General features: G+C 59.8%; 15 protein-coding genes and 2 pseudogenes. 6 read left to right on the plus strand and 11 right to left on the minus strand.

Annotation, left to right across the window (positions count from 1 at the left end; genetic code table 11):
- The first annotated feature begins 131 nt into the window (after nt 1-131).
- Both RHEC894_RS17425 and RHEC894_RS17430 read left to right on the plus strand, forming a co-directional pair.
- Nucleotides 132-2,450: a membrane-bound PQQ-dependent dehydrogenase, glucose/quinate/shikimate family gene (locus tag RHEC894_RS17425; RefSeq protein WP_085738209.1), complete on the plus strand. Its 2,319-nt coding sequence runs from the start codon at nt 132-134 to the stop codon at nt 2,448-2,450.
- 112 nt (nt 2,451-2,562) lie between these two features.
- Nucleotides 2,563-4,362, plus strand: a complete 1,800-nt coding sequence (locus RHEC894_RS17430) for an adenylate/guanylate cyclase domain-containing protein (RefSeq protein ID WP_085738210.1) — start codon at nt 2,563-2,565, stop codon at nt 4,360-4,362.
- Between the two features lie 287 nt (nt 4,363-4,649).
- Here the strand turns inward: RHEC894_RS17430 and RHEC894_RS17435 are convergent, their stop codons facing one another.
- The 3 genes from RHEC894_RS17435 to RHEC894_RS17445 form a co-directional block, all read right to left on the minus strand.
- Nucleotides 4,650-5,423, minus strand: coding sequence for a FadR/GntR family transcriptional regulator (locus tag RHEC894_RS17435; protein ID WP_085738211.1), 774 nt, complete (start codon nt 5,421-5,423; stop codon nt 4,650-4,652).
- Between the two features lie 196 nt (nt 5,424-5,619).
- Nucleotides 5,620-6,606, minus strand: coding sequence for a substrate-binding domain-containing protein (locus RHEC894_RS17440; RefSeq protein WP_085738212.1), 987 nt, complete (start codon nt 6,604-6,606; stop codon nt 5,620-5,622).
- Between the two features lie 48 nt (nt 6,607-6,654).
- Nucleotides 6,655-7,635 carry an NAD(P)-dependent oxidoreductase gene (locus RHEC894_RS17445; protein WP_085738213.1) on the minus strand — a complete coding sequence of 327 codons (981 nt, stop codon included), beginning with the start codon at nt 7,633-7,635 and terminating at the stop codon, nt 6,655-6,657.
- 252 nt (nt 7,636-7,887) lie between these two features.
- Here RHEC894_RS17445 and RHEC894_RS17450 point away from each other — a divergent pair, with 252 nt between their 5' ends.
- Nucleotides 7,888-8,628, plus strand: coding sequence for an ATP-binding cassette domain-containing protein (locus RHEC894_RS17450; protein ID WP_085738214.1), 741 nt, complete (start codon nt 7,888-7,890; stop codon nt 8,626-8,628).
- Nucleotides 8,629-8,668: 40 nt separating this feature from the next.
- The gene (locus RHEC894_RS17455; RefSeq protein WP_085738215.1) at nt 8,669-9,667 is read left to right on the plus strand and encodes an ABC transporter permease; all 999 of its coding nucleotides are present in this window, start codon (nt 8,669-8,671) and stop codon (nt 9,665-9,667) included.
- Nucleotides 9,668-9,757: 90 nt separating this feature from the next.
- On the opposite strand, the pseudogene RHEC894_RS17460 reads toward RHEC894_RS17455, so the two are convergent.
- From RHEC894_RS17460 to RHEC894_RS17485, 6 genes and pseudogenes are all read right to left on the minus strand, one after another.
- Nucleotides 9,758-10,781 (minus strand): annotated as a pseudogene (locus RHEC894_RS17460) (DUF808 domain-containing protein).
- Nucleotides 10,782-11,145: 364 nt separating this feature from the next.
- Nucleotides 11,146-11,376 (minus strand): annotated as a pseudogene (locus RHEC894_RS17465) (electron transfer flavoprotein subunit beta/FixA family protein); the annotation flags it as partial.
- A 110-nt stretch (nt 11,377-11,486) separates the two neighbouring features.
- Nucleotides 11,487-12,632 carry a CaiB/BaiF CoA-transferase family protein gene (locus RHEC894_RS17470; protein ID WP_085739033.1) on the minus strand — a complete coding sequence of 382 codons (1,146 nt, stop codon included), beginning with the start codon at nt 12,630-12,632 and terminating at the stop codon, nt 11,487-11,489.
- A gap of 35 nt (nt 12,633-12,667) precedes the next feature.
- Complete coding sequence (locus tag RHEC894_RS17475) at nt 12,668-14,332, minus strand: electron transfer flavoprotein-ubiquinone oxidoreductase (protein WP_085738216.1); 1,665 nt, start codon at nt 14,330-14,332, stop codon at nt 12,668-12,670.
- 40 nt (nt 14,333-14,372) lie between these two features.
- Nucleotides 14,373-15,260, minus strand: a complete 888-nt coding sequence (locus RHEC894_RS17480) for a 3-hydroxybutyryl-CoA dehydrogenase (protein WP_085738217.1) — start codon at nt 15,258-15,260, stop codon at nt 14,373-14,375.
- Between the two features lie 58 nt (nt 15,261-15,318).
- A complete protein-coding gene (locus tag RHEC894_RS17485; RefSeq protein WP_085738218.1) occupies nt 15,319-16,503 on the minus strand; it encodes an acyl-CoA dehydrogenase in 1,185 nt (394 codons plus the stop codon).
- A gap of 107 nt (nt 16,504-16,610) precedes the next feature.
- Between RHEC894_RS17485 and RHEC894_RS17490 the strand changes: the two genes are divergently transcribed.
- Complete coding sequence (locus RHEC894_RS17490; RefSeq protein ID WP_010068924.1) at nt 16,611-17,525, plus strand: LysR family transcriptional regulator; 915 nt, start codon at nt 16,611-16,613, stop codon at nt 17,523-17,525.
- 128 nt (nt 17,526-17,653) lie between these two features.
- On the opposite strand, the gene RHEC894_RS17495 is transcribed toward RHEC894_RS17490, so the two are convergent.
- Both RHEC894_RS17495 and RHEC894_RS17500 read right to left on the minus strand, forming a co-directional pair.
- Nucleotides 17,654-17,974 carry a 2Fe-2S iron-sulfur cluster-binding protein gene (locus RHEC894_RS17495; RefSeq protein ID WP_085738219.1) on the minus strand — a complete coding sequence of 107 codons (321 nt, stop codon included), beginning with the start codon at nt 17,972-17,974 and terminating at the stop codon, nt 17,654-17,656.
- Nucleotides 17,975-17,986: 12 nt separating this feature from the next.
- Nucleotides 17,987-19,180, minus strand: coding sequence for a cytochrome P450 (locus tag RHEC894_RS17500; RefSeq protein WP_085738220.1), 1,194 nt, complete (start codon nt 19,178-19,180; stop codon nt 17,987-17,989).
- Between the two features lie 77 nt (nt 19,181-19,257).
- On the opposite strand from RHEC894_RS17500, the gene RHEC894_RS17505 reads away from it, so the two are divergent.
- Nucleotides 19,258-20,268: a LysR family transcriptional regulator gene (locus RHEC894_RS17505; RefSeq protein ID WP_085738221.1), complete on the plus strand. Its 1,011-nt coding sequence runs from the start codon at nt 19,258-19,260 to the stop codon at nt 20,266-20,268.
- The last annotated feature ends 61 nt before the right edge of the window (nt 20,269-20,329 follow it).

Raw genomic sequence — 20,329 nt, forward strand, 5'->3', positions numbered from 1 at the left:
AACGAGAGAGCCCCCTCTCCCGAAGACGAGATAGCTGACCATCAAGCCAATGGCCCTGTGCTTCCCGAGGTGCCACGCGACGGTCGGAGTGGGAATCCAGGCGATCGGGCGGCGGATTGGATAAGCAAACTATGAAATTTCTGGCCACCCTGTTCTGTATTGTTCTCACTCTTATCGGATTGGGGCTGATGGGAGGCGGCGCGTGGCTGCTGAGCCTCGGCGGTTCGCCCTATTATGCGATCGCCGGGCTTACCTATCTGGCGGCCGCACTTCTGCTGTGGCGCCGCAAGACGTCTGGCGGCCTCCTGGTTCTGTTTGTCGCCGTCTTGACCCTTCCCTGGGCGCTCTGGGAGTCGGGCAGCAATTTCTGGGCGCTCTTTGCCCGCCTGATGTCTCCGATTGCGCTGGCGGGCTTTGCACTTTTCTTTGCACCACTGCGTTCTCCGACCGCCAACCGGAAGCTCTTCCATGGCGGCGCCCTGCTTGCCGCCATCCTCTTCGTTGCGGGTTTTAGCCTGGCTTTCACGCCGCACGGCATTGTCCGCCCCTCTCCCGATATCCCCGCCTACAAGACCGCCAAGGGCGACAACGCACCCTCCGACTGGACATCCTATGGCCGCAGCACGGCAGGAGATCGCTATTCTCCCTTCGATCAGATCAACCGGAGCAATGTCGCCAAACTCGACCTTGCCTGGACATACCGCACCGGAAAGAGCGAAGGCGCCGATCAGAACACGCCGCTGCAGATCGGCGATACGGTCTACACCTGCACGCCGACAGATGTGATTGCAGCACTGGATGCGGATACTGGCAGACCCCGCTGGACCTTCGACCCCAAGGCATCAGCGCCCTATTGGCAGCGTTGCCGCGGCCTCGGTTATTACAAGCTGCCGCAGGAGGCTCAATCCGCCGATGGTCTTTGCAACGAGCGCCTGGTGCAGACAACCATCGATGCCCGCCTCCTGGAGATCGACAGCAAGACCGGCGCGCCCTGCAAGGGCTTCGGAGACGATGGCACCGTGCTGCTTTCCCAGGGTATGGGGGAAGTCAAATCCGGCTATTATTTCCAGACGTCGGCGCCACTGATCGCCCGCAATCTGATCGTCGTCGGAGGCTGGGTCATTGACAATCAGGAGGTTGGCGAGCCCTCGGGCGTCATCCGCGCGTTCAATGTCGTCACCGGCGAGCTCGAATGGGCATGGGATCTCGGCAATCCCGAGATTACCAAACTTCCGCCGGAGGGTCAGACCTATACGCGGGCCACGCCCAATATGTGGACGACGGCCGCATTCGACGACAAGCTCGGTCTGATCTACGCACCGCTCGGCAATACCACCCCGGACTATTACGGCGTCAATCGCCCTGCTTTCGCCGATCGATACAATGCCACGCTGGTGGCCCTCGATGTCACGACGGGACGGGAGAAATGGAAATTCCAGACCGTGCATCACGACATCTGGGACTATGACCTCCCGGCTCAGCCGGCTCTGATCGACCTGCCTGATGGCAACGGCGCCACCGTGCCTGCTCTCCTGCAGACCACCAAACGCGGGCAGCTTTTCCTGCTAAACCGTCAGACCGGCGCACCGCTTGCCGAAGTTCAAGAGAAGCCAGTGCCGCAGCAAGGCGGCGCGCCGGAGGAGAAATTGTCTCCGACGCAGCCCTATTCCGTCGGCATGCCGACAATCGGCGCGGACCGCGTGACGGAAGAGACGGCCTGGGGCCTGACGATGTTCGATCAGCTGGCCTGCCGTATCGCCTTTCGGAAGCTGCGTTATGACGGCGATTTCACCCCGATCGGCACGCAGCAGGCGATCCAGCAGCCGGGGAACCTCGGCGGCCTCAACTGGGGCAGCATATCGGTCGATTTGCCCAACAACCGCGTCTTCATGAACGATATTCGCGTGCCCAGCCTCTTCGCGCTCATTCCGCGGCAAGACTATGTCGATTTCGCCCTCACGACGACGGCACACGGCCCCTCCGCCCCGCAGCGCGGCACGCCTTACGGCATGTCGACCGAGATGTGGACTTCGAGACTGCGGGTTCCCTGCACGCAACCGCCCTTCGGCACCGTTACCGCCGTGGATCTGACCACCCGCAAGATCGCCTGGCAGGTCCCGGCCGGGACCGCCGAAGAACTTGGGCCGTTCAAGGTCAAAAGCAATCTGCCGATGCCGATGGGCCTGCCGAGTTACGCCGGCACCTCGGCGACCGCCGGCGGCATCGTCTTCTTCGCCGGCTTTCAAGACTATTATATAAGAGCCTATGACGCCGAGAACGGGACCGAGCTCTGGAAATATCCCCTGCCGGTCGGCTCGAGCGCCACGCCCATGACCTATGTCTCGCCGAAAACCGGCAAGCAATATGTCCTGATATCGGTCGGTGGAGCCCCCTATTCGACAGACGACGGCGACTACGTCCTGGCGTTTTCGCTGAAGAACGGGGATTAGCTGCCGGTCATCCTCTCAGCTTCAAGAAACCGGCCGAAGGCAGTAGGGATTTGGCGGCGTCAACCGTCACTCTGTGCTATTTTGGATCCGACGAGGAACTGAGGTTACGGGCGTGACGCGAAAACTGGCGGCGATCCTGGTCGCGGATGTGGTCGGCTACAGCCGCCTCGCCGGTGCGGATGAGGATCGCATCCTGGCGCGGCTGAGAACGCTGCGCAGCGATCTGATCGATCCCACCATTGCCGTGCACAATGGCCGTGTCGTCAAGCGCACCGGAGACGGAAGCCTTATCGAGTTTCGCAGCGTCGTCGACGCCGTGCGCTGCGCGATCGAGGTGCAGACCGCCATGGTCGAGCGCAATATCGGCGTGCCCGCCGAGCATCGCATCGAGTTCCGGGTCGGGATCCATCTGGGTGATGTGGTCGAAGAGGATGACGGCGATTTGATGGGCGACGGCGTCAATATCGCCGCGCGACTGGAGGGAATTTCCAAACCCGGCGCCATCTGTCTCTCCGAAGACGCCTACCGTCAGGTGAGAGCGCGGCTCGATCTCGCCGTGACCGATCTTGGCCAAATTCAGCTCAAGAATATCGCCGAACCGATGCAGGCCTATTTACTCCAGGTCGGAACCGTCTCGCCGCCGGTCCCGGCACGGCAGCCGGGGAAGCAGCCCGCGTCAAAGCCGCCTTCAGCTGCGACCGTTGCTGACAAGCCTTCCATCGCCGTCCTGGCGTTCAACAACATGAGCGGCGACGCAGAACAGGAATATTTCTCCGATGGGATCAGCGAGGACATCATCACCGACCTCTCGAAACTGTCCGAGTTGCACGTGATCGCCCGCAACTCATCCTTCGTCTACAAGAATGTCACAGCCTCCGTGCCTGAGATGGCCAAGACGCTCGGCGTCCGCTATGTCCTTGAAGGCAGCGTGCGCAAGGCCGGCAACCGCGTGCGTGTCACCGCGCAATTGATCGACGCGAGCAATGGCGGACATATCTGGGCCAGCCGCTTCGACCGCGACCTTACCGATATTTTTGCGGTTCAGGACGAACTGACCCAGGAAATCGTGACAGCCCTCAAGCTGAACCTCACGCATGGCGACCAGGACCGCCTGGCCCAGGGACGCGCAGTCGACGTCAGCGCATATGAGTTGTTGTTGCGTGGCCGTGAGCAGGCGTCGGCCCATACCCGAACCGGAAATATGGCCGCGCGCAGCCTGGCGGCAGACGCCCTTGCCATCGATCCGGACTATGCCGCGGCCCAGGCACTCATTTCCTTCACGCATGTGCTCGACTACGTCAACGCCTGGAGCAACGATCCGGAAGCGTCGCTGCAGATCGGACTGGATCTCGCGCAGCGAACAGTGGAAATGGCCGAGGACCAGCCCAATAGCCACTTCGCACTGGGCATGGCTTGCATGTGGAACCACGAACTGGACCGGGCGCGGGCGGAAGTGCGGCAGGGCCTGGCGCTTTCTCCCAACTCCGCCGCCCTGCTGATGCTGATGGCCCATATCCAGATATTCTCCGGCGACCCCCAAGGCGCGCTGGAAACACTCGATGTATCGATGCGGCTTGACCCGCATCATCCGGAAATTCTTTTCCAATTTCTCGCCGATGCGCGCTTTTCTCTCGGTGAATATGAGCAGGCGATCGTCGCGATCGAGCAGCGGCTTCAGCAAAACGCCCAATCGGAAACGGCCTATGCCCTGCTCGCATCATGCTACGGCCACCTCGGCCGGCCGGAGGAGGCCCGACGGGCGTGGGAGAAGGCGCTGCAGATCAATCCCGATTTCTCCGTCGAGCGCCGCCGCCGCGTCCTCCCATTCCGCAACCCGGAAGATTTTGACCACCGCGTTGAAGGGCTCCGCAAAGCGGGGCTGATGGTGTCGGATCCCACCTGCGCTCTTTGACGAAGCCGGAGCACCCGACTCCGGTTTTGCAGAGGCCTTCGCGGTCGACGCGCACGCGACGGCTGATCTGGCGCAGCGCCTCCAACGACATCTTCCGGAGCGCGTTGGCGCGAAAAAGGGCATCCGAGAAGGCAAGTCGCACGCTCACCGGACAGGGCGCAGACCTCTGGAGCATGATGCCGAAAAGTGTGAGCGGTTTTCGGACGACATCATGCTCTAACTCTTCAATTTAGAACGGGATTCAGATTTCAGGCCGACCGGGCCTAAATCATCCTGTTCTAGCGCGACTACCGCGCTATGAGTTGGTCGGTGTTTGCCAATGCCTTGCGGACGGCATTGCGCGCCATGGCCGGTCGCTGCAATCGGATGCTTTTCTCGATATTTTCATGAAGTTTCAGCGCGTAACGCAAATTGTCCTCCTCTCGCGTGACATGGGCGAAGAGGTGGTTCAGCGCCGATTCGATCAATACGCCGAGCGGCACGAGCAAATCATTGCCGGAGGCGCGTAGGATCGCAATGTGAAATCGTGCATCGGATTCCGTTCGCTGCTGAAGCGATGTCGCCTGCTCCATGTCATGCAGGGCCTGGCTGATTGCGTTCATTTGCTCCTCGGTCCGGCGCTCCGCAGCCAGCGCCGTCGCTTCCGGCTCGATCATATGCCTGAGTTCCTGCACCGCCTTCAGAAACGATTCCCGATCGGGGGATGCGGCATACCAGCCGAGGACATCTCGGTCGAGCAGGTTCCAACGTTCCTTGGGTTCGACCCAACTGCCGATTTTCGGGCGGGAAGAAAGCAGGCCCTTGGCCATCAACATCTTGATGGCTTCGCGCACCGCCGATCGGCTGACTTCAAAGACCTCGGACCATTTTGCCTCATTCGGCAGGATCGTGCCCGGCGGGTAGTCGCCGCGCACAATCCGCAGCCCTATCTCGCCCGCCAGAGACACATGAACGCTCGCCCCGGCCATGCGGGGAGAATTGGGGCGCCTTGTGGCGGCGGAGCGGCCAACCGTCACCACCTCGACCGGAGCCGCCGGCTTTCCCGATTTCTTGTCAGGCATTTACGTCTACTGCCTCAGCATTCATTCGACTGTCTGCGCGTACTATCGAAACAATCGTAATAACGAGGAAGTCGCCTGCGATTGACCCCGCCAAAAAGCGCGGAATCCAGGGTACGTCAAGCCCCGCGGATCTTCCGATCTGCCTCAAGGGGACAGTCGGCGGCACCCGTGAACCGGGCGCCGCCAAACAGCAAACCTACTTTTGAATGCAGGTATCGACGGTATCCTTCGTGCACTCGTCGAGCCCGGTGAATACCGGATCTTCCACCGGTTTGCCGGCAATCAGATCCATCATCACCGAAGGGGCCTTATAGCCCATTTCGAACGGCCTTTGGCCGACGAGCGCCGTCACCAGGCCTTCGCTCGCAATAGCTACCTCGTCGCCGATCGTGTCGGCAGCGCCGATGACGAAATCGTTGCTGGCGATCTTGGCGGCCATGGGCTTGAACAGGTCGCGATAGGGTTGCGGCGCGCCGAACAACGGCCAGCCACCCATAATGCCGAATGCGTCCAGGTCGGGATTGGCCGCCAGGATATCGGTCATTGCCTGAACACCCTTGGCGCCATCGTCATTGGTGAACACCGGGCAGCCGGCGACCTCGGTCCAACCACCCTCGCCTTTCAGCGCGGCAAGGCCTTTCTGGCCGGTGAGCGTGTCGCGCATGCCTTGTGCGCGGCGTAGAATATTGTCGGCTCCCGGATTGCCTTCGATCGTGCAGATCTTGCCGCCCTTCGGCTTGGCCTTCTTGATATATTCGCCGATGCGGGCGCCCATCAGATAGTTGTCGGTGCCGAGATAGGTCTTGCGCAACGCGGCATCCTCGGCTGCAAGATCGGCATCGAGCGTCATCACCGGAACCGTCGGATTGGCGGTTTTCAGGGTCTGGGCGATGAGTTTTGCATTTGACGGCGAAATTGCGATGGCAGCGGTGTCCGCCTTGCCCAGCATATCCTGAACAATCTGCGCTTCGCCGGCTTCATCGGATGTCGATGCCGGGCCGGTGTAGAAGCACTCGTATTCCGCCGTGGGATTCTCCTTGTTCCATTTCTGGCAACCCTGATTGATTGCTTCGAAGAACGGATTGTCGAGGCCTTTGACGACGATGACGAGTTGCTTCTTGGCCAGAGCCTGCCCGGCGGTCAGTGCGAGAACTGCGGCTGTCAGTAATAATGCCTTCCTCATGGTTTCCTCCCTTGAAACAGACGGGCACGGCATGCCCGCCACACGAAATCAACCCGGATACCAGACGACGCGAGGTTCCTCCTTCGAACGCTCGTATTGCCATGCCGAGTCGATAAGCATTTCGAGATCGTAGGCTGGCCGCCAATCCAGCAGGTACTTCGCCTTGCTGTTGTCCATCCAATTGGAATGGAAGCGGCTTGGTATGTCGACGGAATCGAGATTGCGCGTGCGCTGGAGATAGGCGGCGACTTCAGCATAGTCGACGGGCCGGTCCATACAGATATTGAAGAGCTGCCGCTCCGCCCGGGGGTTGTCGATCGCTGCCAATATTGCCGATACGAGATCGTCGACATGCACGAAATTGCGTTTCAGCGGGCGTCCATCGGCATCAAGCAGCAGTGGCACCGTCCCTATGGTCGCATAGCGCCGCGCCGCATCTTCCGGGACGAGCGTCTTCCAGTCCGGGCCGCCAAAGACGTCGTCTCCAAAAGACAGCGAATACTTGAAATCGTCCTTTTCCATGATCCAGGGCGCGCGCAGGCAACAGCCATTGAGGCCATATTGAATGCCGAATTGCTCCAGCACGACCTCTTCCAGAACCTTGGAGAGCGCATAGCTTCCGGGATAGGCACAATGCGGCGCTTTCTCGGTGATCGGGCCGTCGTGGCGATAGTGGAAATGTCCGATGCCCGCATCGCCGCCGATCAGGATGAACTGGCGTGCCGTGACGCTCGTACGGAACTCCTCGAGCAGCCAGAAGAGACCTTTGACCGTGACATCGATGATATCTTCCGGCGTTTCCTTGCATGTGGCGAGATGCACGACATGCGTAACGTCTTTGAGCGCCGCTGCCACGGCATTGCGATCGGCGATCGAGCCGCGGATGACCTCGACACGGTCGGTCTCATCGCACACACGGTTATGACAAAGCGCGCGGATGCGGGCTTTGGAAAAGCTCGGATCGTCAAGCAGCCCAGCTATGAAGCGCCGCCCGACCTTGCCCGTCGCACCGGTCACAAGGATCAGCATGCCGTATCTCCCCCGCTGATAGCTAATATCCGAGCGCCGGTCTCGTCAAATGATATTTGTCTGACAAAACAGATTTTTGCGACAATAGGGCCGATACCTCGGACAATGAGTTGACGCTGTCGCCGGCTTTTGCGTAAATGCTCATGATCGCCTTTCCTGGGAGGACCTTGGAAAGGCGAACTCGCTGGAACCTCGCACCGAAGGCAAGTCGGCTGTGACGGATAGCCTGCAAATTGGGAGGCAGGGAGACGGGTGGCGGTTCTTGAGCTCACCAATATTTCCAAGCATTTCGGCGCCATCCAGGCCGTCAACGATGTTTCGTTTTCGCTCGAGGCGGGGCAGGTTGTCGGCCTGATGGGCGACAACGGTGCCGGTAAGTCTACATTGGTCAAGATGATCGCCGGCAACTTTCGCCCGAGCCACGGATCCATACGGCTCGACGGCGCCGATCTCGTGCTTCATCGGCCGAAGGAAGCGCGCCAGCATGGCATCGAGATCGTTCATCAGGATTTGGCGCTCTGCGACAATCTGACGGCGGCGGCCAACGTCTTCCTCGGGCGGGAATTGCGCCGCGGCATATGGCCTCTTCGCATCCTCGACTACAAGGCCATGTACAAGCGCGCCGGCGAGATATTCCGCGAGCTCAAATCCGAGACGCGGCCCCGCGATCTCGTCAGGCAGATGTCAGGTGGCCAGCGGCAAGCGGTAGCGATCGGCCGCACGATGCTGTCGGAAGCGAAAATCGTATTGATGGATGAACCGACAGCAGCCATTTCCGTGCGCCAGGTGGCTGAGGTTCTCAATCTCATCCGCCAATTGCGTGACCGGGGCATTGTCGTTGTCCTGATCAGCCACCGCATGCCCGACGTCTTTTCGGTCGCCGACCGCGTGATCGTGATGCGGCGGGGCAGAAAAGTGGCCGACAAGCAGATTGCGGCAAGTTCGCCGGAGGAAGTGACGGGACTGATCACCGGCGCCATCGAACAGGTTTGATCGATGCTCTCCGTTGCAACAGGAAAGAAGAAGGTCGACGATGGCAATGACACTTGACCAGACGATCGGACAGAGGCAGCGGGGCTGGCTTGCGACGATCATCAGCGGCCAGACATTCTGGGTGCTGATTGCGGTCATTCTCGCCTGCATCTTTCTGTCGATGGCGACCGATTCCTTTGCGACCGCGAAGAATATCTACAACATTACCCGCAACGTCACTTTCGTCGCCATTATCGCACTCGGCATGACACTGGTCATCATCACCGGCGGTATCGATTTGTCCGTCGGCTCGGTGCTTTGTCTGTGCAGCATGGTGCTGGCGGTCACCATGCACGCGGGATACGGTATTGAAGTCGGCATCGCCGCCTCGATCGGCACGGCTCTTCTGGTCGGAGCTTTCAACGGCGTATTGATTGCCTATCTCGGCTTCCCGCCTTTTGTCGTCACGCTGGGCATGCTGTCTATCGCGCGTAGCCTTGCGATGGTTGCATCCAACAACACCGTCGTTTTCCAGTTCGGTCCCGATCACGACAAGCTTCTGGCGCTCGGCGGCGGCGCTTGGGTTTTCGGCATCGCCAATCCCGTGCTTTACATGCTGGTGCTGGCGCTCATGACCGGTTTCGTGCTGCGTTGGACCAAGTTCGGCCGTTATGTTTTTGCTATCGGCGGCAATGAGCACGCCGCAACGCTGACCGGCGTTCCCGTGCAGCGGATCAAGGTTATCGTCTATATGATTTCTGCCTTGTCGGCGGGGATTGCCGGCATCATTCAGACCGGCTGGCTTGGCGCCGTCACCACAAATATCGGCGCTGGAATGGAACTTCAGGTCATTGCCGCCGCGGTTATCGGCGGCGCCAATCTCGCCGGCGGCGTCGGTACCGCCTTCGGAGCCTTGGTCGGCGCCGCACTTATCGAGGTCATCCGCAACAGTCTCGGCCTGCTCGGCATCAACGCCTTCTGGCAAGGATGCTTTATCGGTGGGGCAATTGTGCTCGCCGTGCTGTTTGACCGACTTCGCAACTTGCGACAGGGCGAGTAGGCGAATACGTCCTCCGGAAGTGCGCCGGCACCGATCGGCATTCAAGCCGACGATCGCTTGTGAGGCCGAAAGCCTCCCCGGATGGAGCCTTCATTTCTTCCCATCCACCAGCGCCTCTTTCCGCCGGCGGCGCGGCAGGAGCGATTTGAGGTACCCCCCAGATCGGCGAGATAACGTAGCCGACCACGGGAATTGTGATCAAGCCGACGACGATACCGACGATGCCGGCGCCTGCGGCTTCGACGATCCAGCGCAGCACGGACGTCAGAACGGGAATGGCATGCGTGACCGCCTCCCCGGCATCATGGATCAGATGCGCAAGTCCGCCCGCGCCATAGGCTTCGAGGCCGTGAACGATGATGCCGCCGCCGACCCAGATCATGGCAGCCGTTCCGACAACACCGAGTACTTTCAGAAAATAAGGCATGCCGGTGACAAGCCCTCGTCCGACCGCGCGGAAGAAGGGGCCTATCGGAGGCGCCGTCTGCGAGCGCGCCATCATCAGCCCCAGATCATCGGCCTTCACGATCAGCCCCACGCCACCATAGACCATGACCGTTATACCGAGGCCTACGACGGCAAGAATAAAGGCCTGCGTGAATATGTTGCCTGACGGCAGCGCGCCGAGCGTAATCGCCATAATTTCGGCCGAGAGAATGAAATCCGTCTTGATCGCACCGGCAACCTTCTGGTCTTCGAGCGATCGCGCATCGAGGCTTGCTGTCTCGAGTGCCGATTCATGGACGTGGGCAGCATGCGGCAGCACCAGCCCATAGACTTTTTCTACGCCTTCGTAGCAGAGAAAAAGTCCGCCGATCATAAGCAGCGGTGTGATCGCCTGCGGCGCGACAAGGCTCAGGATAAGCGCTGCTGGAAGCAGGATCAGAAGCTTGTTCTTCAGCGAACCTAGCGCGATCTTGCCGATGATCGGCAATTCGCGTGATGCCGAAAATCCGGTGACGTAGCGGGGGGTGACTGCCGCATCATCGATGACCACGCCTGCCGCTTTCGCACCGGCTTTGGCTGCTTGGCCGGCAATATCGTCAAGCGAGGCCGCAGCCACCTTGGCCAATGCGGCGATATCATCAAGAAGGGCGATCAGGCCAACACTCATTCGAGCCTCCGTTGGGAAGACAGATTTACATAACGAAAAATGGAAAACCGTCCTCCAACGACCTCGAGGCGAGACGTGGCATTCTCCGCCGGGAAGATGCCACGCACTGATCGCAACGGCAATGCCGCTTTTATTCACCCCGCATCTGGCGTAGTTAGCATACCCGCTCGTCGGATCCGAGAAGCGTCAGCTTCCGCAACTCGGTGCGCTGGAAGATGATGTCGCCGGCCAGCGATAACCGATCTCTGCCCCCAGAAACGCAAAAACCCGCCAGGAGGCGGGTTTTGGCGGAAGTAAAGATTTGGTTGCGGGGGCCTGATGGCATGGAGACTTGTAAATTGGTCGAATTTGGAGGGTGTGTGTTGGCCAGCGCCGTGCGCAGCGTCTCCTCGGCCTTGGCGGGACCGATCGAGACGACCACGACTTCCTCGGCCTTGCCGGCTTCCTTCAGCCGCAGCGCCTCTTCCACCGAGATCTCGTCGAACGGGTTCATCGACATCTTCACATTGGCTAGCTCGACACCCGTGCCATCCGGACGAACCCGGATCTTCACGTTGTAGTCGACGACGCGCTTGACGGGCACGAGAATCTTCATGGATACCTCCATTTATGCCAATGGTTAGCTGCCTCGACTGAGTTATCTGCTGCGCTGCGGCGGAAGTATTGCGCTAGATATCTCAAGTCGATATTCACGCATTCACCAAGCTAGGTCATCGATGACCAATCACACGGAACCTTGCCATTGTGCTCACCCAACTTGGGCGACCGCCTGGGGGATATAAGCGCAGTTCCGGAGAAGATGATTGGTGTCCGGATGCCTGCGATTCCATCATTTACGATCGACATTCCTCGGTGGGCGACTTGGGGATCCGCGAATACGTCTTCCACAGTGTTGATCGGTCCGGCGGGAACCCCCACACGTGCCAGGTCGGCTAGCAAATTCGTCCGCTTGAAAAGTTTCGTCTGTGCTTCCATGACCGATGTCAGCGCCTCTCGATGGCGAACTCTTCCCGCATTCGACTTGAAACGGACGTCATCTGCCACACCGGATAGCCGCAGGATATCGCATAGCCGTGCAAACTGAGCGTCGTTCCCGCACGCGACAATAATGTTGCCGTCAAATACCGGAAATACTTGGTATGGCGCGATGTTGGGATGCGCATTGCCAAGCCTCGTCGGCGTCTTTCCGGAGGCCAGGAAATTCATCGCCTGATTAGCCAGCACGCCCACCGCGCTGTCCAAAAGGGCCATATCTATATGCTGTCCCTCACCGGTCGTACTTCTGAGGATCAGCGCGGCTTGGATCGCGATGACTGAATAGAGTCCCGTGAATATATCGGCGAACGCGACGCCGATTTTCTGCGGCTCCCGATCAGGCTCACCCGTCAAATCCATGATGCCCGCCATGCCCTGGACGATGAAATCATATCCCGCACGCCCGGCATATGGGCCGGTTTGGCCAAAGCCGGTAATCGAGCAATAAATCAGCTTCGGATTAATCGCCTTCAGGCTCTCGTAATCGAGGCCGAACTTCTTCAGCCCGCCTACCTTGAAGTTCTCGATGACAACGTCAGCGTTCGCGATCAGTGCACGAAGTCTGTCGACGTCTTCCGCCGAGTTGAAATCCGCCGTTATGCTCAATTTTCCGCGATTGCAGCTATGGAAGTAGGCTGCAGCGACATCATCGCCATCGCTGATGAAAGGTGGTCCCCAGCGGCGCGTATCGTCGCCCTCCGGGCTTTCCACCTTGATGACGGTTGCTCCGAGGTCGGCAAGTGTCTGTCCAGCCCACGGACCGGCCAGGATACGCGCCAGTTCCACGACCCGAACACCTTCAAGCGGAAATTGCATCGGTAACTCCCTGATCATTGCTAAACTCGCCGGCCTCACATATTCGGATAGACCGGCCCCTCGCCGCCCTGCGGCGGCACCCAGTTGATGTTCTGGTTGGGATCCTTGATGTCGCAGGTCTTGCAGTGGACGCAGTTCTGGGCGTTGATGACGAATGTCTTGTCGCCGTCCTTCTCCACCCATTCATAGACGCCGGCCGGACAGTAACGCGTCGACGGGCCGGCATAGATGTCGTGTTCCGAACGCTTCTGCAGGCCCATGTCCTTGACCTTGAGATGCACCGGCTGATCCTCCTCGTGATTGGTGTTCGACAGGAACACCGAGGACAGACGGTCGAAGGTCAAAACCCCGTCCGGCTTCGGATAGGCGATCGGCTTGTGCTGGGCGGCCGGCTCCAGGCTTTCCGCATCGGTCTTGCCGTGACCAAGCGTGCCGAAGAGCGACAGGCCGAAGAGCTGGTTGGTCCACATGTCGAGACCGCCGAGCGCCACTCCGATCGCCGTGCCGAACCTCGACCACAGCGGCTTGACGTTCCGGACGCGCTTCAGATCCTTGCCGATGTCGGTCGCCCGCCATTCCTTCTCGATCTCGACAACCTCGTCATGGCTGCGGCCGGATACAATCGCCGCCGCCAGCTTCTCGGCCGCCAGCATGCCCGACAGCACCGCATTGTGGCTACCCTTGATGCGCGGCACGTTGACGAGACCGGCCGAACAGCCGATCAGCGCCCCGCCGGGGAAGGTCAGCTTCGGCACCGACTGGTAGCCGCCCTCGGTGATGGCGCGCGCGCCATAGGAGAGCCGCTTGCCGCCCTCGAAGGTGCCGCGAATGGCAGGATGCGTCTTGAAGCGCTGGAACTCCTCGGAGGGATAGAGATAGGGGTTCTTGTAGTTCAGGTGGACGACGAAGCCGACCGCCACCAGATTGTCTTCGAGGTGATAGAGGAAGGAGCCGCCGCCGGTCTTCATGCCGAGCGGCCAGCCGAAGGAATGCTGCACCAGTCCCTGTTTGTGGTGCTCCGGCTTGACCTGCCAGAGCTCCTTGATGCCGATGCCGAACTTCTGCGGCTCGCGGTCCTTCGACAGGTCGAACTTGGCGATCAACTGCTTGGCAAGCGAGCCGCGCACACCCTCGCCGATCAGCACATATTTGCCGCGCAGTTCCATGCCGCGGGTATAGTTCGGGCCGGGCTCGCCGTTCTTCTCGATGCCCATGTCGCCGGTGGCAACGCCGATCACCGCGCCGGCATCATCATAGAGCACTTCGGTTGCGGCAAAGCCCGGATAGATCTCGACGCCGAGCTCTTCCGCCTTGGTCGCGAGCCAGCGACAGACGTTGCCGAGCGAGACGATGTAGTTACCGTGATTGTTCATCAGCGGCGGCATCATGAAATTGGGCAGGCGGATCGAGCCGGCGGGACCGAGAAACAGAAACTGGTCGTCGGTCACCTCGGTCTTGAACGGGTGATCGGCATCCTCGCGCCAGCCGGGCAGCAGCCGGTCGATGCCGATCGGATCGACGACGGCTCCGGACAGGATATGGGCGCCGACTTCCGAACCCTTCTCCAGCACGACGACCGAAAGCTCCGGATTGACCTGCTTCAGCCGGATCGCCGCCGACAGACCGGCCGGACCAGCGCCAACGATCACCACGTCGAATTCCATGCTCTCGCGACTCTCGCCTGCGTGTTCTTCGCTCATGATCGATGCCTGACAATCTCGATGTTGGAATGCGATGGGATCAGCGGGTCGGCCGAGCCGGAGCGTAGCGATAGTCGTAGAACCCGCGCTGCGCCTTGCGGCCGAGCCAGCCGGCTTCGACATATTTGACCAGCAGCGGGCACGGCCGGTATTTGCTGTCAGCGAGCCCCTCATGAAGGACCTGCATGATGGAAAGGCATGTGTCCAAACCGATGAAATCGGCCAGCTCGAGCGGCCCCAGCGGATGATTGGCGCCGAGCTTCATGCCGGTGTCTATGGCTTCGACGTTTCCGACGCCTTCATACAGGGTATAGATCGCTTCGTTGATCATCGGGATGAGAACGCGGTTTACGATGAAAGCCGGAAAATCCTCGGAGACGGTGACGGTCTTGCCGATGGATTCGGCGAATTCCTTGGCGGTAGCGAAGGTCTCCGGATCCGTTCCGATGCCGCGGACCAGCTCGACCAGCTTCATAACCGGTACGGGATTCATGAAGTGTATCCCTATAAAACGATTGGGTCTGTCGGTTGACGCGGCAAGCCGCGTTATGGAGAGCGACGAGGTGTTCGTCGCCAGGATCGCGTCGGGCTTCAAAACGGTGCACACGTCCGTAAAGACTTTCCTTTTGATGCCTTCATTCTCGCTTACCGCTTCGACGACCAGATCGGCGCTCGCCAGATCCTGGAGAGAGAACGCTCCCTTTATTCGGGAGATCGCCTCTTCAGCCGCCTCGCCCGGCATTTTGCCGGTCTCGACCTGGCGTCTAAAATATCCGGCGCTCGCTTCAATGCTCGCGCGGACCCGGCTTTTATCGAGATCGTAAACCAAGGCCGCGTACCCATGTTTCGCCACGACTTCCGAAATCCCAGTCCCCATCTGGCCGGCGCCAATCACCGCGACGGTAGAAATCTTATTCGCTATAGGCATGCTGCCTCTCGTTGATCCGGAGGTTGAAGGACGTTTCTGCCGAACAGATTACGAGGAATTAGAAGAACGCCTGGAGGCCCGTCTGCGCGCGCCCGAGGATCAGGGCGTGGACGTCGTGGGTGCCCTCATATGTGTTGACCGTTTCCAGGTTCTGCGCGTGGCGCATGACATGGTATTCGATCTGAATGCCGTTGCCGCCATGCATGTCCCGGGCCTGCCGCGCTATATCAAGCGCCTTGCCGCAGTTGTTGCGCTTGACGAGCGAGACCATTTCCGGAGCCATCTTGTGCTCATCCATCAGACGGCCGACGCGAAGCGAGCCCTGCAGTCCGAGCGTGATCTCGGTCATCATATCGGCGAGCTTCTTTTGATAAAGCTGCATCCCCGCCAGCGGCTTGCCGAACTGCTTGCGGTCGAGACCATATTGACGGGCGCGGAACCAGCAGTCCTCGGCCGCTCCCATGACGCCCCAGGAAATGCCGTAACGGGCGCGGTTGAGACAGCCGAACGGCCCCTTGAGGCCGGAAACGCCGGGCAGAAGCGCGTCCTCGGTAACCTCGACACTGTCCATCACGATTTCGCCTGTGATCGAGGCACGCAGCGAAAGCTTGCCGCCGATCTTCGGAGCCGAAAGTCCCTTCATGCCCTTTTCGAGAACGAATCCGCGTATTTCGTTGTTGTGGGCCTCGGACTTTGCCCAGACGACGAAGACATCGGCAATCGGCGAGTTCGAGATCCACATCTTCGAGCCGCGCAATCGGTAGCCGCCTTCAATTTTTTCGGCGCGGGTCTTCATCCCACCAGGATCGGAGCCGGCGTCGGGCTCGGTCAGGCCGAAACAGCCGATCAGTTCACCCGACACGAGGCCCGGCAGATATTTCTTCTTCTGCTCGTCGGAGCCGTAGGCGAAGATCGGGTAAATGACCAGCGAGGATTGCACGCTCATCATCGAGCGAAATCCGGAGTCGATGCGCTCGACCTCGCGAGCGATCAGTCCATAAGCGACGTAGGATGCGTTCGCGGCCCCGTACTCCTCCGGCAGCGTCACACCGAGAAGGCCGGTCTGCCCCATCAATCTGAACAGTTCCGGGTCGGTCGTTTCCTCGAGGTAGGCGTCCTCAACGCGCGGCAGGAGTTCGGATTCCGCGAAAGCCGCGGCGGACTCGCGGATCATCCGCTCATCTTCGGTCAGCTGGTCATCGAGCAGAAAGGGGTCATTCCATGAAAAGGCCAAGATCGTCATCCTCCCATTGAGGTTTTCAGCAACTCGATTGGAGGGAATGAAAGCCGTTTCTCCGACATTGCGAAAGCGAGGTTTACTCATCAGCCTATGAGCTATAGTAATAGCTTATGGCAAACCTTTCGCGACGACTGCTTCCCTCGACCTCCGCTCTCGCGGCTTTCGATTCCGTCGCGCGGCTCAGCACCTTCTCCGCCGCGGCCGAGGAGCTTTCCCTGACGCAGGGTGCCATCAGCCGGCAGATCGCCGCCCTGGAAGAACAGCTGGGCGTTTTACTCTTCGAGCGCACCGGCCGTGGTGTAATTCTCACGGAGGCCGGCGCCGATTATGCGCGGGCTATTGCCAGCGCTCTCGCGGAAATCCGTTCCGCCTCACTGCACGCCATGACAAAACAGCATAACGATCAGCTCAACGTGGCGATCTTGCCAACATTCGGCACACGCTGGCTGATGCCGCGCATTCCGCAGTTTGTCGCAAGACATCCGGAGATCACATTGAACTTCGCGACCCGCATAGGAGTGTTCGATTTCGACCGCGACGACATCGATATGGCAATCCATATCGGCCAGCCTGACTGGCCAGGGGCGGAAAGCACATTTCTGATGGAGGAGATGGTGGCGCCGGTTGCCTCCCCGCCTTTTCTGAGTTCGCATCCCATCTTGAAGGCCGAAGATCTGCTTCGCCTGCCGTTGCTACAGATGGCGTCCCGTCCGGGGGCCTGGGGCCATTTTTTCGAGAGCCTCCAGGTCAGCGGCACTCCATCGCAGGCCATGCGGTTCGAACAGTTCAGCAACGTGGCCCAGGCCTGCATTGCAGGACTGGGGCTCGCATTGATGCCGCTTTTCCTCATCGACTCCGAGCTTGCGAATGGCCAGCTCGTTCAAGCCTTTCCGCATCAGGTCAAAAGCCCCAGCGCCTATTATGCGGTCGCGCCATTGAGCAGGAAGGACTTCCGCCCTGTCGCGGCGTTCCGCGCATGGCTGCTGGAAGAGGTCGCGCTTTATCAGAAAGGCGCTGCGGGCTAATCCGGGCCTATTCGACCGCTCGCTCATGTTCGATTGCAAGCGTCCTTGACTCTACAGTCAAATCCGGCTGCCGCCGCGGCGAAGCCGGCTTGCCCGGCGCCTATAATGACAACGCGCGTGGCCATGGTCTACATCCCCTTGGGGACGCGGATTATCGCGCCGTCAAGCCGAGCGTCCACCTTGATCTGGCAACCGAGGCGGCTGCCGGGCTCACGGGCCGCGGTGGTGAAATCGAGCATGTCATTTTCGTGGTCGCTGGCAGGATCGAGCCTGCTCGCGAGATCCTCGTCGATGATCACGTGGCAAGTCGCGCAGGCGGCGGCGCCATTGCATTCGGCGACGATACCCGTCACCGAATTCTGCAGGGCAACCTCCATCAGGCTGAGACCCAGGGATGCTTTGCATGCACGTACGCTTCCATCCGGAAGTATGAATGTGACGTTGGCCATTTTTTCCTCCTCTCAAACGTCCCAGGTCACGGGCAGGGTGGTTGGCCCGCGGAAAACCCATCCGTGAATGCGCACCTCGTCATGACGGGCAAGACGCAAATTGCGAAGGCGTTCGAATAGTCCGGGTACGACAAGACGACCAACCATATGGCGGGCAAGCCAGGCGCCGGCACAGAAGTGAGGGCCTGCCCCGAAAGCCAGATGCGATTTCTTTTCCCGGAAGACGTCGAAATGGTCGGGAGCCTCGAAGCGGCTTGCATCGCGGTTGGCCGCGCCGACGCATAAGCCAATCTGGTCCCCCTCGTGCAGCTGGATGCCGGAAAAAACGACGTCTCGCGCCACTCGGCGCGGATACATTCCGATCGGCGAGATCCAACGGACGGATTCCTCGAAAGCCGTCGGCCAAAGGTTCGGGTCAGCCTTGACCCGTTCCAACTGATCGGGGTTCGCGAGAAGTCCGAGCAACAGCGTCAGGATGGAGTCGCGTGGTTCGTTCAGGCCACCGCCAACCGCAACCTTGATATTCGCATAGATCTGCTCGAGGCTATGAGGATCCTCCGCATGGAGCATCGAAGACAGAACGGAACCGTTCGGCTGGTCACGATGGTAGGGCAGCGCGCGTCGGATTGCATCTTCAACGCCGCGTGCGGCGTCCTCCGCCTTTTTGGAGATTTCGGGATCGGCCGAGTAGTTGCCAGCGCCGTCGATCAAGGATTGCGACCAGAGCGCCATCGTCTGCCAGCCGACATCGATGAAGCCGAGCACCTCCGCCAATGCCCGGCCGGCCATCGGGGCGGCCAGCGCATTCAGCAGATCAGCCTCGCCGTCTTTCTCGAAAGTGGCGACCACCTCGTCGAAAATGATTTCCAGTCGCGGTGCCCAACAGGATTTGACCGCGCCCGGACGCAGCGCTGGCTCGATGGCCTTGCGTTCGCGTGCGTGAAGCTCCCCATCCTTACGCATCATGGTGTGGCCCATGACCTTGTTGACGAGGGATTGCGGATTGACCGATGAGAATGTCTCAGAATCACGTTCCATCGCCACGACGTCGTCGTAGCGGGTCGCAACCATGATATTGGCGGCTTCGATCCTGACGATGGCAGCCATTTTGCGAGCGCGTTCGAAAGTCGGATAAGGATCCTTCAAAAGCTCGCCGAACGAGACATCCGAAATTGCGGGCACAGATCTTTGATCGTTTGCAGGCATTGTATCTCCTCCAATCTCGCCCTCCAGCGAGTTGCTCAGCGAGGAAGTTACAAAGAGACTTTCCTTGCGACAATTGGATGGATACGATGAATGTCATCGGATTTTTCGATGACCAAGGAAAAGCGATGATTCCGGACGATTTGGCCCAGATCGATTTGAGATCGATGCATGTGCTTGTTGCAGTCCATGACGCAAGGTCGTTTTCTGCTGCGGCTGTGCAGTTGGATATCAGCCAGTCCACGGTGAGTTATGCGATCGACCGCCTTCGCCGCGCATTCCGCGACCCGCTCTTTGTGCGGCAGGGCAACAGCATTGCCGAGACGGACAAGTGCAAGGATCTCGTCTCGCAAGCGCGCGAGATCGTCGACCGCATGCTGGCGATTGCCGTACCTGAGGAATTCGATCCCGAGACCGCGGACGGTACAGTGACACTTTCATGCAATCACCACGAGCGCTTCCTGCTGCTGCCAACGTTCATCCCGGCCTTGCGGGCGGCGGCGCCGAAGGTGGTGCTTAATGTCCTGGAATCGGCTGTCAACGGAAAGCAGCAGTTGAAGGAAAACAGCGCCGATATCGTGCTTGGGCCAGTCCGCATCCTCGGAGAAGGCTATTTCCGTAGAAGGATATTCTCCGACCACTATTCCTGTGTCATGGATGCGCAAAATCCGCTTGCCGCCGATGAATTGACGCTTGAGCGCTTCCGCAAAGCCGCTCATGTCGCCGTCACGCACAACGGCCAATGGCAGGCGCTTTATTTCGCGGCGCTGCGTGAACACGACATTTATCTCACGCCGCAGCTCACCCTTCCGAGTCACGATAGTATTGAACTGATGATTGCTGGCACGGACCTTGTTGCGACCATTCCCAACAGGTTGGCACGTGCCTACGGCGGGCGACTCTGCGTGCGGCGTTTTCCGGTTCACATTGCAATCGACATCGACATGTATTGGACAGAGCGGACCCATAAATCGGGCTTGCATCGCTGGGCACGGCAGCTGTTGGCTGACGTGACGACGTCATGTCTCAATCGGTCGCCGGACGGAGACGATGACCGCGAGTGTCGGGGGGACGTCAGTTCAGAACGATAACCGGTAGCCTCGACCTTACACATTGATCGCCTTTTTTTCGGCGGAACAGTTAAAAAGCCAC

It is taken from the genome of Rhizobium sp. CIAT894 (assembly GCF_000172795.2).
GTDB lineage: Bacteria > Pseudomonadota > Alphaproteobacteria > Rhizobiales > Rhizobiaceae > Rhizobium.

Coding starts and splice junctions, on each gene's coding strand:
- RHEC894_RS17425 (WP_085738209.1), top strand. CDS start 132: ATGAAATTTCTGGCCACCCTGTTCTGTATTGTTCTCACTCTTATCGGA.
- RHEC894_RS17435 (WP_085738211.1), bottom strand. CDS start 5,423: ATGCCTGACAAGAAATCGGGAAAGCCGGCGGCTCCGGTCGAGGTGGTG.
- RHEC894_RS17440 (WP_085738212.1), bottom strand. CDS start 6,606: ATGAGGAAGGCATTATTACTGACAGCCGCAGTTCTCGCACTGACCGCC.
- RHEC894_RS17445 (WP_085738213.1), bottom strand. CDS start 7,635: ATGCTGATCCTTGTGACCGGTGCGACGGGCAAGGTCGGGCGGCGCTTC.
- RHEC894_RS17455 (WP_085738215.1), top strand. CDS start 8,669: ATGGCAATGACACTTGACCAGACGATCGGACAGAGGCAGCGGGGCTGG.
- RHEC894_RS17470 (WP_085739033.1), bottom strand. CDS start 12,632: ATGCAATTTCCGCTTGAAGGTGTTCGGGTCGTGGAACTGGCGCGTATC.
- RHEC894_RS17475 (WP_085738216.1), bottom strand. CDS start 14,332: ATGAGCGAAGAACACGCAGGCGAGAGTCGCGAGAGCATGGAATTCGAC.
- RHEC894_RS17480 (WP_085738217.1), bottom strand. CDS start 15,260: ATGCCTATAGCGAATAAGATTTCTACCGTCGCGGTGATTGGCGCCGGC.
- RHEC894_RS17485 (WP_085738218.1), bottom strand. CDS start 16,503: ATGACGATCTTGGCCTTTTCATGGAATGACCCCTTTCTGCTCGATGAC.
- RHEC894_RS17490 (WP_010068924.1), top strand. CDS start 16,611: ATGGCAAACCTTTCGCGACGACTGCTTCCCTCGACCTCCGCTCTCGCG.
- RHEC894_RS17495 (WP_085738219.1), bottom strand. CDS start 17,974: ATGGCCAACGTCACATTCATACTTCCGGATGGAAGCGTACGTGCATGC.
- RHEC894_RS17500 (WP_085738220.1), bottom strand. CDS start 19,180: ATGCCTGCAAACGATCAAAGATCTGTGCCCGCAATTTCGGATGTCTCG.
- RHEC894_RS17505 (WP_085738221.1), top strand. CDS start 19,258: ATGGATACGATGAATGTCATCGGATTTTTCGATGACCAAGGAAAAGCG.